The sequence below is a fragment of the Phenylobacterium sp. genome (genome assembly GCF_030651755.1).
Taxonomy (GTDB): Bacteria; Pseudomonadota; Alphaproteobacteria; order Caulobacterales; family Caulobacteraceae; genus Phenylobacterium.
Map to the genome: position 1 here is coordinate 18,531 of NZ_JAUSBZ010000022.1, position 15,084 is coordinate 33,614.

General features: G+C 67.7%; 15 protein-coding genes. 9 read left to right on the plus strand and 6 right to left on the minus strand.

The genetic code is table 11. The annotated features are described in order from the left end of the window. Positions 1-42: 42 nt before the first annotated feature. The 5 genes from Q7V15_RS01855 to Q7V15_RS01875 all read left to right on the plus strand — a co-directional run bounded on the left by Q7V15_RS01855 (position 43) and on the right by Q7V15_RS01875 (position 4,934). Positions 43-825 (plus strand): enoyl-CoA hydratase-related protein, encoded by a 783-nt coding sequence (locus tag Q7V15_RS01855; RefSeq protein WP_304753357.1) that lies wholly within the window; start codon positions 43-45, stop codon positions 823-825. Between the two features lie 59 nt (positions 826-884). Then, a complete protein-coding gene (locus Q7V15_RS01860) occupies positions 885-2,543 on the plus strand; it encodes a choline dehydrogenase (protein WP_304753359.1) in 1,659 nt (552 codons plus the stop codon). A 27-nt stretch (positions 2,544-2,570) separates the two neighbouring features. Continuing rightward, entirely contained in the window at positions 2,571-3,521 is a 951-nt protein-coding gene (locus tag Q7V15_RS01865) for an aldo/keto reductase (RefSeq protein ID WP_304753361.1), read from the plus strand. 222 nt (positions 3,522-3,743) lie between these two features. After that, positions 3,744-4,169, plus strand: coding sequence for a nucleoside diphosphate kinase regulator (rnk, locus tag Q7V15_RS01870; RefSeq protein WP_304753363.1), 426 nt, complete (start codon positions 3,744-3,746; stop codon positions 4,167-4,169). A gap of 12 nt (positions 4,170-4,181) precedes the next feature. Next, positions 4,182-4,934 (plus strand): sulfite exporter TauE/SafE family protein, encoded by a 753-nt coding sequence (locus Q7V15_RS01875; protein ID WP_304753364.1) that lies wholly within the window; start codon positions 4,182-4,184, stop codon positions 4,932-4,934. 7 nt (positions 4,935-4,941) lie between these two features. Here Q7V15_RS01875 and Q7V15_RS01880 read toward each other — a convergent pair whose 3' ends face one another. Further along, positions 4,942-5,574, minus strand: a complete 633-nt coding sequence (locus Q7V15_RS01880) for a PAS domain-containing protein (RefSeq protein WP_304753366.1) — start codon at positions 5,572-5,574, stop codon at positions 4,942-4,944. Between the two features lie 87 nt (positions 5,575-5,661). On the opposite strand from Q7V15_RS01880, the gene Q7V15_RS01885 reads away from it, so the two are divergent. Beyond that, positions 5,662-6,567, plus strand: a complete 906-nt coding sequence (locus Q7V15_RS01885; protein ID WP_304753367.1) for a hypothetical protein — start codon at positions 5,662-5,664, stop codon at positions 6,565-6,567. Between the two features lie 73 nt (positions 6,568-6,640). Here the strand turns inward: Q7V15_RS01885 and Q7V15_RS01890 are convergent, their stop codons facing one another. From Q7V15_RS01890 to hfaA, 4 genes are all read right to left on the minus strand, one after another. Continuing rightward, positions 6,641-9,550, minus strand: a complete 2,910-nt coding sequence (locus tag Q7V15_RS01890; protein ID WP_304753369.1) for a pitrilysin family protein — start codon at positions 9,548-9,550, stop codon at positions 6,641-6,643. 103 nt (positions 9,551-9,653) lie between these two features. Next, positions 9,654-10,892, minus strand: a complete 1,239-nt coding sequence (gene hfaD, locus Q7V15_RS01895) for a holdfast anchor protein HfaD (RefSeq protein WP_304753370.1) — start codon at positions 10,890-10,892, stop codon at positions 9,654-9,656. Then, on the minus strand, positions 10,822-11,826 hold the full coding sequence (hfaB, locus tag Q7V15_RS01900; protein WP_304753371.1) for a holdfast anchoring protein HfaB: 1,005 nt from the start codon (positions 11,824-11,826) through the stop codon (positions 10,822-10,824). Before hfaB ends, hfaD begins: the two co-directional genes overlap by 71 nt. Then, positions 11,816-12,253 carry a holdfast anchoring protein HfaA gene (gene hfaA, locus Q7V15_RS01905; protein WP_304753373.1) on the minus strand — a complete coding sequence of 146 codons (438 nt, stop codon included), beginning with the start codon at positions 12,251-12,253 and terminating at the stop codon, positions 11,816-11,818. The genes hfaB and hfaA overlap by 11 nt, the downstream gene beginning before the upstream one ends. A 149-nt stretch (positions 12,254-12,402) precedes the next feature. On the opposite strand from hfaA, the gene Q7V15_RS01910 reads away from it, so the two are divergent. The 3 genes from Q7V15_RS01910 to Q7V15_RS01920 all read left to right on the plus strand — a co-directional run bounded on the left by Q7V15_RS01910 (position 12,403) and on the right by Q7V15_RS01920 (position 14,143). Next, positions 12,403-13,068, plus strand: a complete 666-nt coding sequence (locus tag Q7V15_RS01910) for a rhomboid family intramembrane serine protease (RefSeq protein WP_304753375.1) — start codon at positions 12,403-12,405, stop codon at positions 13,066-13,068. 66 nt (positions 13,069-13,134) lie between these two features. Next, entirely contained in the window at positions 13,135-13,563 is a 429-nt protein-coding gene (locus Q7V15_RS01915) for a CBS domain-containing protein (protein ID WP_304753377.1), read from the plus strand. Positions 13,564-13,597: 34 nt separating this feature from the next. After that, a complete protein-coding gene (locus Q7V15_RS01920) occupies positions 13,598-14,143 on the plus strand; it encodes a GNAT family N-acetyltransferase (protein ID WP_304753379.1) in 546 nt (181 codons plus the stop codon). Between the two features lie 23 nt (positions 14,144-14,166). Here Q7V15_RS01920 and Q7V15_RS01925 read toward each other — a convergent pair whose 3' ends face one another. After that, positions 14,167-14,625, minus strand: coding sequence for an Rrf2 family transcriptional regulator (locus tag Q7V15_RS01925; RefSeq protein ID WP_304753380.1), 459 nt, complete (start codon positions 14,623-14,625; stop codon positions 14,167-14,169). Positions 14,626-15,084 lie beyond the last annotated feature (459 nt).

Sequence of the window (15,084 nt, forward strand, 5' to 3'; positions counted from 1 at the left end):
GCGCCCTGGGGAAGGTTCTTCCAAAGACGACGGGAGGACGCCATGGCCTACGACTTCATCTCCGTAGAGCGGGACGGGCCGGTGACGGTGGTCACGCTGAACCGGCCCGAGGTGATGAACGCCCTGCATTCGCCGGCCCACCACGAGTTGCATGCGGCCTTTGACGCCTTCGCCGCCGATCCTGACCAGTGGGTGGCCATTGTCACCGGGGCGGGCGAGCGGGCCTTTTCGGCCGGCAACGATCTCAAGCATCAGGCCACCGGCGGGGGCATGGGCCTGCCGGCCTCAGGATTTGCGGGCCTCACCGAGCGGTTCGACCTGACCAAGCCGCTGATCGCCGCAGTCAATGGCGTGGCCATGGGCGGCGGCTTCGAGATTGCGCTGGCCTGTGACCTGATCATCGCCGCCGAGACCGCCACTTTCGCCCTGCCCGAGCCCCGCGTCGGCCTGGCCGCCCTGGCCGGAGGCCTGCACCGCCTGCCGCGCCAGATCGGCGAGAAGCAGGCCATGGGCATGATCCTCACCGGTCGGCGGGTCAGCGCCGCGGAGGGCCGCGAACTGGGCTTCGTCAACGAGGTGGTCCCGGCCGCCGAGCTGATGACCGCGGCCAGACGCTGGGCCACACAGATCTGCGAGCTGTCGCCCATGTCGATCCGCGCCTCCAAGGAGGCGGTGTTCAAGGGGCTGGATGAGCCGAGTCTGCAGGCGGCCATGGCCGCGCAGATGCGCTATCCGGCGATTTCAGCCATGTTGCGGTCCGAGGACTTCAAGGAGGGGCCGATGGCCTTCGCCCAGAAACGTCCGCCGCAATGGAAGGGCCGCTAGGTCCGAGATTTCAAGTCAGGGCGTAAGCCCGAAGAAGACGCGTTTTGGGGAGGGCGGTCATGGACCGGTACGACTACATCATCATCGGCGCAGGCTCGGCGGGCTGCGTGCTCGCCAACCGGCTCAGCGAGAACCCGGCCACCAAGGTCCTGTTGCTTGAGGCTGGCGGCCGCGACAACTCCATCATGGTCAAGATGCCGGCCGGTGTCGGCGGGCTGATCGGCAAGGAGGGGCCGCACAACTGGGGCTTCTGGACCGAAGCCGAGCCGAACCTGAATGACCGCAAGCTCTGGTGGCCCCGGGGCCGTGGCTGGGGCGGCTCGTCCTCGATCAACGGCATGATCTATATCCGCGGCCATGCGCGGGACTATGACCAGTGGCGCCAGATGGGCCTGGCCGGCTGGTCCTATGCCGAGGTTCTGCCCTACTTCAAACGCTCCGAGGCCCTGGAGGGCGGCGGCGACGCCTGGCACGGGGGCGATGGCCCGCTGAAGGTGTCCAAGGCGTCCTCGCCCAATCCGATCTATGCGGCGACCATCGAGGCGGGCCGTCAGGCGGGCCACCCGATCACCAAGGATTTCAATGGCTTCCAGCAGGAAGGCTGGGGTCCCTATCAGCTGACGATCCATGACGGCCAGCGCTGGAGCGCCGCGCGGGGTTACCTGCACCCGGCCCTGAAGCGGCCGAACCTGACCTGCCTGACCGGCGCGCGCACCACCCGCATCGTCATCGAGAACGGTCGCGCGGTCGGCGTCGAGTACATGGACGACAAGACCAAGGCCAAGACCATCGTCCACGCTGACGCCGAGGTTCTGCTCTGCGCCGGCGCCGTGCAGTCGCCGCAGATCCTGCAGCTGTCGGGCATCGGCGATTCCGAGGAACTGGCCGCCCATGGCATCGCCACCGTACATGAGCTGAAAGGGGTCGGCGCCAATCTGCAGGACCACCTGGACGTGACCCTGTCCTGGGAATGCCCCCTGCCGATCACCGCCTTCTCCATGCGCAAGGGTCTGATCAAGACCCTGGGCGTGGGCATGAACTATGTGTTCTTCAACAAGGGGCCTGGCCGCCAGCAGTTCCTGGAATCGGGCGCCTTTCTGCGCTCGCGCCCGGACCTCGACCGGCCCGACCTGCAGATCCACTGCGTCCTGGCCATCATGCAGGACCATGGCAAGGTGGCGGTGGCCAAGGACGGCTTCACCTTCCATGTCTGCCAGCTGCGTCCGGAAAGCCGTGGGCGGGTGGGGCTGCGCTCGGCCGATCCGATGGACCATCCGGCCATCTTCGCCAACTACCTGGCCACCGAGGAGGACCGCCGCGCCATTCGCGAGGGGGTCAAGATGATGCGCGAGGTCGCCCGCCAGAGCGCCCTCGATCCCTATCGCGGTCCGGAATTCTCGCCAGGCGAGGCGGTGCAGACCGATGAGGAGATCGACGCCTGGATCCGTCGGACGTCCGAAACCATCTACCACCCGGTGGGCACCTGTAAGATGGGCGCCGATGGGGACGCCATGGCCGTGGTCGACGCCGAGCTGAAGGTCCGGGGCTTGAGTGGACTGCGGGTCATCGACGCCTCGGTGATGCCGACCCTGGTGGGGGGCAACACCAATGCGCCCACCATCATGATCGCGGAGAAGGCTTCGGATATGATCCTCGGGCGTCCGGCCCTGCCGGCCGACGAGGCGCCGGTCTATGCGGACGGTCAGCAGGCCGCCTGATCACGGGAAACGAGAGGGAGGCCGCTCATGGAGCTGCGCAGACTGGGACGCTCGGACCTGAAGATCGCCCCGCTGATGCTGGGGACCAACGTCTTTGGCTGGACGGCCGATGAGAAGACCTCCTTCTCGATCCTCGACGCCTTTGTGGACGCGGGCTTCAACGCCGTCGACACCGCTGATGTCTATTCCCGCTGGTCTCCGGCCGGCGCCGGAGCCTCGGAGACGGTCATCGGAAACTGGCTGGCCCAGGGCGGCCGGCGCGACAGGATCGTGCTGGCCACCAAGGTCGGCTCCGAGATGGGCGAGGGGATGAAGGGCCTCTCGGCCGCCTATATCGAACAGGCGGTGGAGGCCTCGCTCAAGCGGCTGAAGACCGACGTCATCGACCTTTATCAGTCCCATCGGGACGATCCGAACACCCCCCAGGATGAAACCGCTGAAGCCTATGCCCGGCTGATCAAGGCCGGCAAGGTCCGGGCGGTGGGCTCGTCCAACTTCTCAGCCGAGCGGCTGAAGTCGGCGGTCGAGGCCGCAGCAGGCGTTGGCGCGCCGCGCTATGAGAGCGAGCAGCCCCTCTACAACCTCTATGACCGGGCGGGGTTCGAGGGGGCGCTGCAGCAGCTCTGCCTCGACGAAGAGATCGGCGTCATCCCCTTCTACGGGCTGGCCAGCGGCTTCCTGACGGGCAAGTACCGCACGGAGGCCGATCTCGGAAAAAGCCCCCGGGGCGGCGGGGCCAAGAAGTACATGACCCCGCGCGGCATGCAGATCCTGGGCGCCCTGGACGAGGTGGCCGGCGGTCATGGGGCGACGCCGGCCCAGGTGGCCCTGGCCTGGGTCATGGCGCAGCCGGGCCTCACCGCCACCATCGCCAGCGCCACCAGCGTGGCCCAACTGCAGGAGCTGATGGGTGCGGCCGAGCTCTCGTTGAGCGCCGAGGACCTCAAGGCGCTGGACGCCGCGAGCGCGCCGGACTGAGCCTCGGTTGACTTCATCGGGGCTTGATGGGCTTGCTGGCCTATGCTGAGCGCACGCGCAAATCGGATCCGGATCCGGGGGAAGGACCTCGCGGCAGGCTTCCCGCCCCGGGCCTGTGCTGTGCGCCAGCCGAGTCCGGGGACATTTCCGCACCGCTGAAATCCGGAACGAGCGTCAGGCCGTTTCGGCCGCCTGCTCCCTTTGTTGTTCTGGACGTTCTCAATGCCGGCTTCGTCTCTGGCCGCCGCGCGGCCCAATATCATCCTCAGTGAAACCGATGCGGACCGCATCACCGACCTGGCGCTGGGCGCCCGGCAGAGGGCGCCCGACGTCGCCCGCCTGCTGCTGGAAGAGGTCGAGCGCGCCGAGGTGCGCCCGGACGCCGAGACGCCGGCCGATATCGCCGGCATGGGCGCGCGGGTCGAATTCGTCGATCAGACCCACGGGGAGGCCCGCGCCGTGACCCTGGTCTACCCGGCCGAGGCCGACATCGCTGCGGGGCGGATCTCGATCCTCACCCCCGTGGGCGCGGGGCTGCTGGGCCTTCGGCCTGGCCAGGCGATCCAGTGGCCGGACCGGGACGGACACGAGCGGGAACTGCGGGTCGTGAGCGTACGACGGGCCGGTCCCATGACGTCCCAGACATGAGCTGAACCGCCGGTGCTGACCGATCCGCTTTTCTACGCCCTGGCCATTCCGGCCGTGATCCTGCTGGGCCTGGCCAAGGGCGGGTTCGCCGGCGTGGGCGCCATCTCCCTGCCGCTGCTCGCCCTGGCCATCTCGCCGGTGCAGGCCGCCGCCATCCTGTTGCCGGTGCTGATCCTGCAGGATGTGGTTGGCGTCTGGGCCTTCCGGCGCAGCTGGGACCGCAGCATCCTGATGTTGATGATCCCCTCGGCGGCGGTGGGGATCGGCCTGGGCTATCTGCTGGCCGCCCGGGTCTCGGCCACCGCCGTGCTGGCGGTCCTGGGGGCCATCAGCATCGTCTTCGCTTTGCACCGGCTGTGGCTGGTCCGGGGCGGCGGGGTGCAGGCGCCCAAGAATGCGCCCCTGGCGCTGGGCGCCCTGCTGGGGGCGGCGTCGGGCTTCACCAGCCAGATCGCCCATGCCGGTCAGCCGCCGTTCCAGATGTGGGTTTTGCCGAAGAACCTGCCGCCGCCGGTTCTGGTGGGGACGACCGCGATCTTCTTTGCGGTGATCAACTGGATCAAGGTCCCGGCCTATCTGGCGCTCGGCCAGTTCACGGCCCAGAACCTGATGACGGCGGCGGTGCTCGCGCCGCTGGCCATCGTCTCGACCTTCGCCGGCGTCTGGCTGGTGCGGCGGATCAAGGCCGAGCAGTTCTACACCGCCATCTATGTCCTGATGATCCTGGTGGGCGCCCAACTGCTGTGGAAGGCCCTGGCGGGCTGAGGCGCGCTCAGGCGATCCGGCGGCCGTCGATGGCCGCCAGCCGCAGGCGAGGGGCCTCCTCGTTGGCGGGGCCGCCCTTACGTATGTCTTCGAGTGAAAAGCTCAGGACGGGCTTCTCACGGAGGCGGGCCACCATGGCGAGCGGCTGATAGAGGCCCAGGAACCGGTCGGGTCCATTCTCCGGTCCGGCCAGGGGCGCGAACAGCATCTCCATGCCGATGGCCACGCCCTCCGCATGGGCCTTGGCCGTCACGACGATGGGCTCGGGTCGACGTCGCGCCATCTCCAGGGCGGTCTGCAGATCCATGCGGTCCTTGGCGCCAAACAGCGACAGCGCGTTCTGCTGGCGCAGGTCGCGCTGGTGCAGCTCGGTGACAAGACCGCCGGCCAGACGGATCGGATAGATACCCGAACACACCCGGCCCAGCATGACGACCTGGGGCAGGAGGTCAGCGAAATCGGCAGGACTGATGGAGGTGCGCGGCGGCGGCGCGCCGGGCCGGGCGCGCGTTCGCCAATAGTCTATCAACCGTTCCGTGTTTGGATGGCACATCGACATCGCTGCGCGGCTCCCATCGCGGCCGAGATTGACCGCATGGGGCTTGCAGAAGGATTCGGGCCAGGCCGCCGTTGTCCCCATCCGGGACATCCTGGCCGCAGACCCCTCGAGACGGGGATTTGCGGCCTGAAATTTGCAGGGCTCGTCAGTAGAGAGTTGGAGGCCGGAATGGCGCCGCATAAGACCCTGCTTGGCTTGACCCTCGGGCTTGGCCTGTTCCTGCTTGCAGGGGCTGTCCCCGAACGCGCCGAGGCTGGGGGCGGAGGCGGCGGCCATGGCTGCTGCGCGCCCCCTCCGCCACCCTGCTGCGAACCGCCGCCCCCGCCCTGCTGCAAGCCGCCCCCGCCGCCTCCGCCGCCGTCCAATCCGCCCTGCTGCGCGCCGCCGGGCCATGGGGTGAAGGTCCCGGGCGTCAATGTGGTGGTCGCCCCTACAGTGGTGGTCAACGCCAGCGCCAGCGCCACAGTCAACGCCTCAGCGCGCGCCGGAGCCGGCGGCGGCTCGGTCGTCTATTATGGCGGCGGCGGCGGTGGCGGCGGCTATTCGCCCCCCGTGGCCACCGGTCTCATCCAGGGCCTCAATGTGGAAGGCGCGCGTCGGATGAAGCGCACCGCCTATCAGGCCACTCGCTCGGCCACCCGCCGTGTGGTCATCCAGGCCGTCTGCATCGACGATCGCCAGACCCCCCATCCCGCCGCCCAGCTGTTTCCCGAGCGGGATGTCCGCGACATCTATGACGGCGAACTCTATCGCTGCCTGGCCGGCGCCCGGCTGCAGGTGACCATCGCCGAATTCTCCGGCCAGGTGGACTTCTCCGGCGGCCAGACCCTGGTCTGCGCCAAGGGCGAGGCCCTCTATCACGCCCCGGGCGGCCAGGTGACCTGCCGGCCGCAGAAGGGCGCGCGCGACTGCAATGAGCGGTCTCTGCTGCGTCGCTTCGGCGCCGGGGTGAAGATCCTGACCATGGTCTCGACCGAGACCTACACCGCCTATCGCGAAGAAGAGGAATACACCGAATCCTCCTCCTCCATGGCGCTCAGCCTGGACGGCGGGGTGGGCGGTACGGTCTACTAGGCGCTGTGGACACAGCGCCTAGGGGGCGGTCTGATCGTTCTCATCCGATGGGCGGACGCCACGAAAACACCGCCTAGTCCTCCGGCACGACCTCGATCTTCCAGGCTGCGTCCGGACGCAGTATGCGCTGGGCCGCCTTCTGGACATCTTCGGCGGTCACCCGTTCCGCCCCTGGGATCACCGAGCGAATGGCGTCAAGGCGTCTAGGATCGACCTGGCCGCCAGCGAGTTCACTCAGCCAATAGTCGTTGGTGACCCGGGCCCGCGCAATGCGCTCCAGTCGGGGCTGGCGCGCACGTTCCAGCTCATCGCGCTCCACCAGTTTCTCGCGCAGGTCATCCGTGATCTCCGCCACGTCACGGAAGAAGGCTTCAAGCCCCTCGGGGGGAATCTCGACGCTGGCTGACATGTAACCCCAGCCCGCCCAGACGAAGGAATGGTTGTAGTTGACCGACGGGGAGTAGGTCGCGCCCTGGCTCTCCCGCAGTTCCTCCACCAGCCGCAGCCGCAGAATCTCGCCCAGAATGGCGGCCTCCCGGGCCCCCTGCGGATCTGCGAAGAAGTCGGTGCTGGGCCAGGCGACATAGCCGATGGACTGATCGGCGCGCCCCTTGTGTGTGCGGCGCAGGGGCTGGGCTGTCGGTTCGGGGAAGGCGACCCCGGCGGCGCTGGACGGCCCTGCCGGCTCAGCGCGTGGGGGAAGGGCGCCCAGGGTGCGGGCCACGGCGTCGGTCGCCTTTTCCACAGTGGTGTCGCCCACGATCACCACCTCAATGGGCGCACTGCTCAAGGGTGGGGCGAGCTGCGCCTTCAGATCCTCCAGGCCCGCCTGCGCGATCTCCTCCTTGGACGGGAAGGTCCAGCGGCGGTCGCCGGAGTGCAGCAGGCCGGCCAGGTCCCGGGACAGGACCCCGCTGGCGGTGGCCTCATACTGTTCGTGGATGGTGGCGCCTGCCGCCTGGATGCGGGCGAAGGCCTCGCCACGCCAAGCCGGTTCCGCCAGATAGGCGCCCAGCACCTGCATCTGGATGTCCAGGTCCTCAGGCCGGGTGGAGCCTGAGAGGGTGAAGGCCTCATCGCTGACCTGCAGGCGCGCCCCATAGACCCGCGAGGCCAGAACACGCTCCATGTCTTCGGCGGTGATCTGACTCAGCCCCCCTTCGGTGAAGGCCTGCGTGGCCCACGCCAGGCTCTGCGCGTCCTTCGGCAGGCTCTGTCGACCACTCCCCACATTGACCGCCACGAGGATTTCATCGTCCTGGAACCGGGTGGGCTTGATCGTCAGCCGGACACCGTTCTCGAAGCGGACGAAGACCGTATCCAAGTCCGTGACCTCACGGCTCTCGGCCACCTTTCCGGGGGGACCGAAGGCGGTGTAGGGCCATTCCAGCTGGGACAGGGCCAGGGGCTCGCTGACGGGGGCGTTTCGCGAGGTTTCGTAAGCGGCGATCACGGCGGACTCGCCGCCCTCCACCGGAACAGGGCTCGCCAGGAAGATCAGCGGCCCCTGTCCCTGGAAGGCGTCCTGAAGGGCTCGGGTGACCGTGGCCGGCTCCAGGTTCTCCACTGCGGCTTCGAAGTGGGCGAGGTCCTGGGCGGGGCTGGTCACGACGCGGTCGCGTCCGGTGGCGCCGAGGATCTGCTGGGCCAGGGTCGAGGGGCGCCGGGTGGCCGCGCCAGCGGCGTTGGCCCGATAACGGGCGCGAAACTCGGCGATCTCCCGGTCCAGCTCGTCCTGCCGCACCCCATGTTGCACCGCGCGGCGTTGCTCGGTCTCAATGGCGGTGAGCGCCTCACGCCAGCGGCCCTGCTGCGCATTGGCCAGGATGCTGGTGGTCTCGGCGGCGCCGAACTCGTCATTTACGAAGGCGGCTGCGCCCAGGAAGGGGGGATCGGAGGCCCGCGACAACACCGACAGGCGACGGTTCAACACCGAGAAGCCCAGCTGTTTGATCAGGTCTGATCGCCGGCGGGCGCTGGAATCGGCGCTCAGGTCCGGATCGCGGACCCAGGCCATCTGCAGGGCCGCCTGCACCCCCGGCTCTACGGCCACCTTGGCTTCCAGACCGCGAGGGCGCACCGGACCAAGATCGGGGTCGGCGCCGGCGGCGCCCTCGACGCGCCAGCCGTCGAAGGCCTCAATGATCTGGGCCTCCATGGCGTCGACATCGAAATCGCCGGCGGCCACCAGCAGGGTGCGCTCGGGGCGGTAATAGGCCTGGTAGAAGTCCCGTATCCGCGACGCCGGCGCCTGGCGCAGGATGTCCACGTCGCCGATGGGATAGCGGTCGTTCAGCCGCTGATCCTTGAGCAGGAAGGCCAGGCGGCTCTTGTAGATCCGGTAGGGCGGGGTGTCCCTGGCCCGCTCCTCCGACAGGACAATGCCCCGTTCGCGGTCGACGGCGTCCTGGGCGATCAGCAGGTTCATCGCCGTTTCGCGCAGCAGCATCAGGCTGGTGGACACGGTTTCGGCGTCGGTGCGTGGCAGGTCGAGCTTGTAGATGGTCTCGTCAAAGCCGGTGGACGCGTTGGTGTCGGCGCCAAACGCCAGGCCCAGCCGCTCCAGAATCTTGATCATCTCGCCTTCAGGCACCGCCTCCGATCCGTTGAAGGCCATGTGCTCCAGGAAGTGGGCCAGACCCTTCTGGTCGTCAGACTCCATCAGCGAGCCGGCGTCGATGCGCAGGCGCAGGGCGGCCTGACCCTCGGGAATCGTCTGGCGCCGGATCGCATAGCGCATCCCATTGGCCAGGGCGCCGAAGCGGATATCGGGATCAGGCGCGATGTCGGCCCTGGCCTGAGGCCATTGGCCGGGCGCCAGGGGCGCGGCTGCCAGGGTGGCCGCGGTCCCGCTGGCCGTCGTGTCAGTCGTTGTGAGGCCGATGCCGACGAACGAAGCGGGATAGGGTTCAGCCGCGCTGGCGTGGCCGAAGAGGGCGAGGGCGGCGGAAAGCGCAAGCGCCCCTCGCAGGAAACCGATCATTGAGACGTCCGCAGTTCACCAAGACAGCCGCCACCATCGCTGTGAGATGGGGCGAGGGCAAGGCGTGATGGCGGCGGCTGTCGCAGCGGCGACCTGTATCGCCTCAGTGGCCGGTCGGACGGCTCACATAGTAGGTGGCCGTATTGCCCACCGCCGTGGCCACGCCGGTGGCCGAGCGGGCGTAGCCGGTCACATGCACCGAGGTGGCGGCGGTTACGTCCGTGTTGTTGACCTGCTGGCTGGTGGCGATCAGGCGTCCGTCGCAGTCGCTGCAGACATAGCCCGTGGCGGCGTTGCCGATGGCTGTGGCATGGGCGGAGGCGTCGTACCCTTCGGCGCCGGTGAAGTCGGCGATGACCTCGACGCCGCCGCCGTCATTCAGCTGGACGGCGTCAATGATGGTTTCGGAGCCGAAATTGCCCGCCAGGAAAGAATTGCCCACCCCATAGGAGATGCTGGAGGCCGAACCGAACTGGTAGGCCGAAGCCCCCGTCTGGGCGCGGATATAGGCCTGGTTGTGCTGATTGCTGGTCACGTCCAGCAGGCCGCCCTCGTTATAGAGGTTGATATTGTCGCCGCTGGCCGTGGCGCTGGTGGTGCTGAGATAGGCGGAGCCGTGGGCGGTGAACTGGCTGGCCTGGGTCAGGGCCGCCGAATTGGTCTGATTGATGATGTAGCGTTCGCCTGAGCCGCCGGCCCCGGAGCTGGTGACATTCGTCCCCGTCGCCGCGCCCACGAAGGTGGCCGAACCCTCGACATAGCGATAGGTCCCGCCGCCGTCGGCGACCACATCGGCCTGGTTGGTCTGGTTGACCCGCGCGCCGACCACGCTGTAACTGACGCCAAAGCCCTGGCTGACGCCCACGGCCTGGGTTGAGGCTGTGACATCGCCCACCTCGGCGTCGGGGGCCTCCACATGGCTGTGGCCATAGATCAGGCCAGGCCCGGTCCGCTGGTTGTAGACCCCGGTCAGCGTGCCTCCGTAAATGTTCGACTCCGAGGTGACGCCCGTCGCCGCCGTGGTCAGGGCTGTGGTGGCGCCGGAACTCACCGCCGCATCCAGCCGGGTGTCGGCGGTGACATTGGCCTGCAGGTTCTGGTTGGCGCGGATGTCCAGGGTGACGTCCTCGCCTGAGCCGTTGAAGGCCGCGCCGGTCGCCGTGGTGACCGCCGTGGTTGTCTCGGTGATCTCGACCACATTCAGGGTTTGGCCAGCGAAGATGTCGCCGGTCTGGACCTGGTCGCTGACAATGACGCTGTCGTAGGTCTGGCTAGTAGCGACCGCGGACGTCAGGATCGCGATTGACGTTCCAGCGATTAGGGTCTTGGCGAGTCTGCGCATTGTTGGTCCCCAGATTGTTGTAGGCCGGGACGTAGGCGCCGGTGGTTCCCACCGTGCCGCCGCCCAGGGGGTCGGACGACAGGCACGCCTGAGGACCTGGCATGCCATAGAGGTTGGCGCTCATCTCGATCACGGCCCGCTCCACCAGGGAGCGCACCGCCAGTTGCATGGGCTCAAGGGCGCCCGTACCCGCCGAGACGTCGAAGACGTTGCCGCCCAGGAAATCGAACAGGCCCACGCCCACTTCCCGGCCGATCACCTGCTTCTGGTAGGAGATGACATCAACCACCTCCAGGGTCCGGGTGTTGATCAGGCGCAGGTCCAGGCCGATGTTCATGATGAACAGCCGGCCGCGGATATTGCCCTTCAGGTCCCGGGGGTCCGGATCGCCGGCGCCGATGTCGAAGCCTGAGGAGCGGATGTTGAAATTCAGCTCGGTCAGGCCGCCGGCCACATAGAAGTCCGAACCGGGCACCTGGCCCGCCAGGATTCGCCGATATTCGGCCGGCATGTTGGGGGCCGGATTGGGCTGGTCGGAGATCAGCTTGTTGTTGGCGTATTTCAGCTCCAGCTCCGACACCGAGGTGTCGAATCGCTCGACCAGCGGCATGCCCGCCTTGGCGAAGGCCGACATGGCCATGAGCGAGGCGCCCTGGGTGATCTTGCGGCCGCTGCCGTCGGATTCGGTCTTGCCCGTATAGTCGGCGATGCGGCCGATCGCGATCCGCGGGGCCGTCAGATTGTGGGTGCGGGCGTAGCCGGCCATGCACACCAGGGCGGTGGAGTAGGGGGTCGGGTTGGCGGTCACCGGGGCGCTGCCGATGGGACGGCTATAGTTGCCGCCCGGCCCAGCCACCGGAGTCGCGCAGGCGGCGAGGGCCATGGCCGCGGCGCTCAATGCGCCGCCCAGGCGAAGTTGAGACCTATTGCGCATCGCCGACGCCCCCCGAGTTCATCTGCGTGCCGGCCGATATGTTCCCGTTGTTCACCTGGTTCGAGTTGACGATCACCGTGTTGTAATTGCCCTGGGTGACCACCACGAGGTTGTTGCCGATGGCGCTCGACCCGCCTGTGCTGGCGCCCACGCCCGCATAGGCGTCCCCAGATCCCCAGGAGCGGCTGAAGGAGGATTGATCCTGACCGGTCAGGATCAGCCCATCGACGATGATGCGGTTTCCGTTGGCGTCGCGGGTGGAGACGTCCACTGGACGGTTCTCACTGCCCGCATAGCGTCCCCAACCGGCGTTGAAATCGGCGGAGTTGGTGGTCATTTGCTGCGCCTGGGCGGCGCTGGCGTAGGCGGCGATGGCGAGGGTCGCTGCGAGCCAGGCGGCGGGCTTTGCGGGGATGACGAGGGCCATGACTTGGCGGACTCCGGGGACAGGGCGCATGGCCTGTTAAGCAAACCACGTGCCAGACTTGGACACTGGCCTGCATCTAGGGGGCCTAACCCTCGCGATTTCGTTAAGGCTGAAGCCGCAACACACTAAACGCCCCAGGAGGACGACGATTGCCCGAACCCCGTGAGCCGATCTTCAAGGCGCCGTGGCCGGCCATGATGATGGTCGGCGCCATACTGGGCGCCTATGCCCTGCAGGTCTTTGTACTGGGGGATGACGCCTATCGTCGGTTCGGCTTCTCCCCGGCCGGCTATGAGGCCGGGGGGCGGATTGGCCTGGTCAGCGCGCTCTTTATACATGGCGGCTTTGTTCATGCGGCGATGAACGCGGCGGGCGCCTTGGCCTTCGGCAGCCCGGTCGCACGTTTGTTTGGTCTGGCGCCCCGGGGCGCGGCTGTCTTCCTAGCCTACTATCTGGCCTGTGGCGTCCTGGCCAATCTCGCCTTCGCCCGGTTGCATCCTGGGGAGGATATCCTGCTGGTCGGCGCCTCCGGGGCGGTGTTCGGCCTCATAGGGGCGGCGACCCGTATCCTGGCCGGCGGCGGCCGTCTGGCGCCCCTGTTCAACCCCCGCGTCCTGTTCATGAGCGCAGCCTGGATCGGCCTGAACCTGGTGGTCGCGGTTTTGGGCTTTGCGCCGGGACTGGAGGGCGCCGTGGCCTGGGAGGCCCATATTGCAGGCTTTTTGGCGGGGCTTCTCCTGGCCGGGCCGGCCGCATGGCTGGCGGGCGTGCGCCCCCCGGCCCCTGCGCGTCCGGTCGAGTCGCAAGATATCTGAGCGATTGCCAGGACCGTCGTTATGCGACAGGCTGGCGGCCTAGGGGATAAGGGAGAATAACGACCTATGCTTGTGTCCCAGATCCTGAAGACCAAGGGGGACCTGGTCTTCACCGTCACCCCCAATGACACGGTGAGCGCGGTGTCGGCCCTTCTGCATGCCCGTCGGGTCGGCGCCCTGGTGGTCGTCGATGGCGGTCGGGTGGCTGGGATCGTCTCCGAGCGCGACGTGGTGCGCATTCTGGCGGAACTGGGAGCCTCGGCCCTGGACCGTCCGATCTCGGGCTGCATGACCAGTGATGTTCTGTTCGCCGCGCCAGGGGAGACCGTCGACACCCTGCTGGAGCGAATGACCGATCGCCGGGTGCGGCACCTGCCGGTCTGCCAGGATGACAAGTTGCTCGGTATCGTCTCGATCGGCGACCTCGTGAAGCACAAGATTTCCGAAGTGGTCGCCGAGGCCGATGGGCTGAAAGCCTATATCGCCGCCGGCTGACCGAGTGACCGTTCCACCTCTGATCGGAAAAGGCGTGAGCCTGCGCGCCCTTACGCCGGGCGACCTGGAGGCCTGTCACGCCCTCTATCAAGACATCGGCTGGAATGACGCGACTTTGAGCGAGGCCGAGAACCTCGCCCGGCGGAGGGGCTGGCTGGACTGGGCGATCAGCAATGAGCGGCAGCTGGCGGCGCTTCATCAGCCGCCCTATGGGGACCGGGTGATCTGCGACGGGGCAGGGCGGTTCGCGGGCCTCATAGGTATCGTCCCGCGGCTGGAGCCTTTTGGCCGCCTGCCCGGACTAGGGGATGACCCAGGGGCTCGCAACCGGCCGGAGATCGGACTGTTCTGGGCTGTCCATCCCGCCTGGCAGGGACGCGGCCTGGCTACCGGCGCAGCGCGGCTGCTCAGCGACTGGATGTTTGCGGCCCTGGGTCTTGAGCGGATCCTGGCCGGGACCGAGCGAGACAACCTCGCCTCCATCGGGGTGATGCGCCGGCTGGGCATGCGGATCGTGTTCAACCCAGATCCCGACCCGCCCTGGTTGCAGGTCACCGGGCTCCTTGAGGCCCCCTCATAGGGCCGGGTCTGCCGAAGCGGTCTTCAGATCTGGAGCGGGCCTTGAGGCGGGGACGGGAGAATTTCCCCGCCGGTCCCGGCGGCGGCGTCGGCCAGGCTGTAGGCTTCCAGGACCTGGGCGGTGGCGTCCCGCGCCCGCAGCAGCGCTTCACGCAGGGTGCAGGTCGCCAGATCGGTGCAGTCATCGCACTTTCGAAACGCTGTCCGGCTGACGCATGGGGCCAGGGCCAGCGGCCCCTCCATCACCCGAATGACTTCGGCGAAGGCGATGTCCGTCGCCGGTTTGGCCAGGGTGTAGCCCCCGAACTTGCCCCGACGGCTGACCACGAGGCGGTGGCGGGACAGCTCCAGGAGGATGGCTTCGAGAAACTTGCGCGGGGCGTCCGCGCGCAGGGCGAGTTCGCCGGAGGTCAGCTGGCCGCCCTCCACCCGGGCCAGTTCCACAAGCGCCCGCAGGGCGTATCTGGTCTTCTGCGAGAGCATGGGGTTCTGCGCCTCCTTCGCGCAGGACACTCATAGGGAGTTCACCGCGCCTGGGGCAAGCGGCGCGCCCGTGGGAGCTAAGACCACGGCGGCGCCTATTGACTCGGCAGGCGTCGCTCCCTAAATCCCTCCTCCTGGACGCAACGCCGGGCGGAAACAGTTGATAGCCGAAAGGCTCTTGACCTTTTCTTCATCGGTGGTTAGCTTCCGGTCCTTCAATCGAATCGCTGCGGACAAATGAGGGCAGCCCCTCGGCGGCCCGAAGTGATCTTTGCGCCAAATTCCAGTCGGAAGATGACGCAAAGAAAGTCCGACAGGATCGATTGACACTCTCGGGGGTGGCGACTAGATACGCCGCTCCTCGCCGCCGACGGACTGGTTGGCGGGGCTGGCGGAATCCGGTTTGGTCTTTGACATTGTTGAATTGGAAAGAGAAACGCAGGCGGCGTTGTTCTGGCG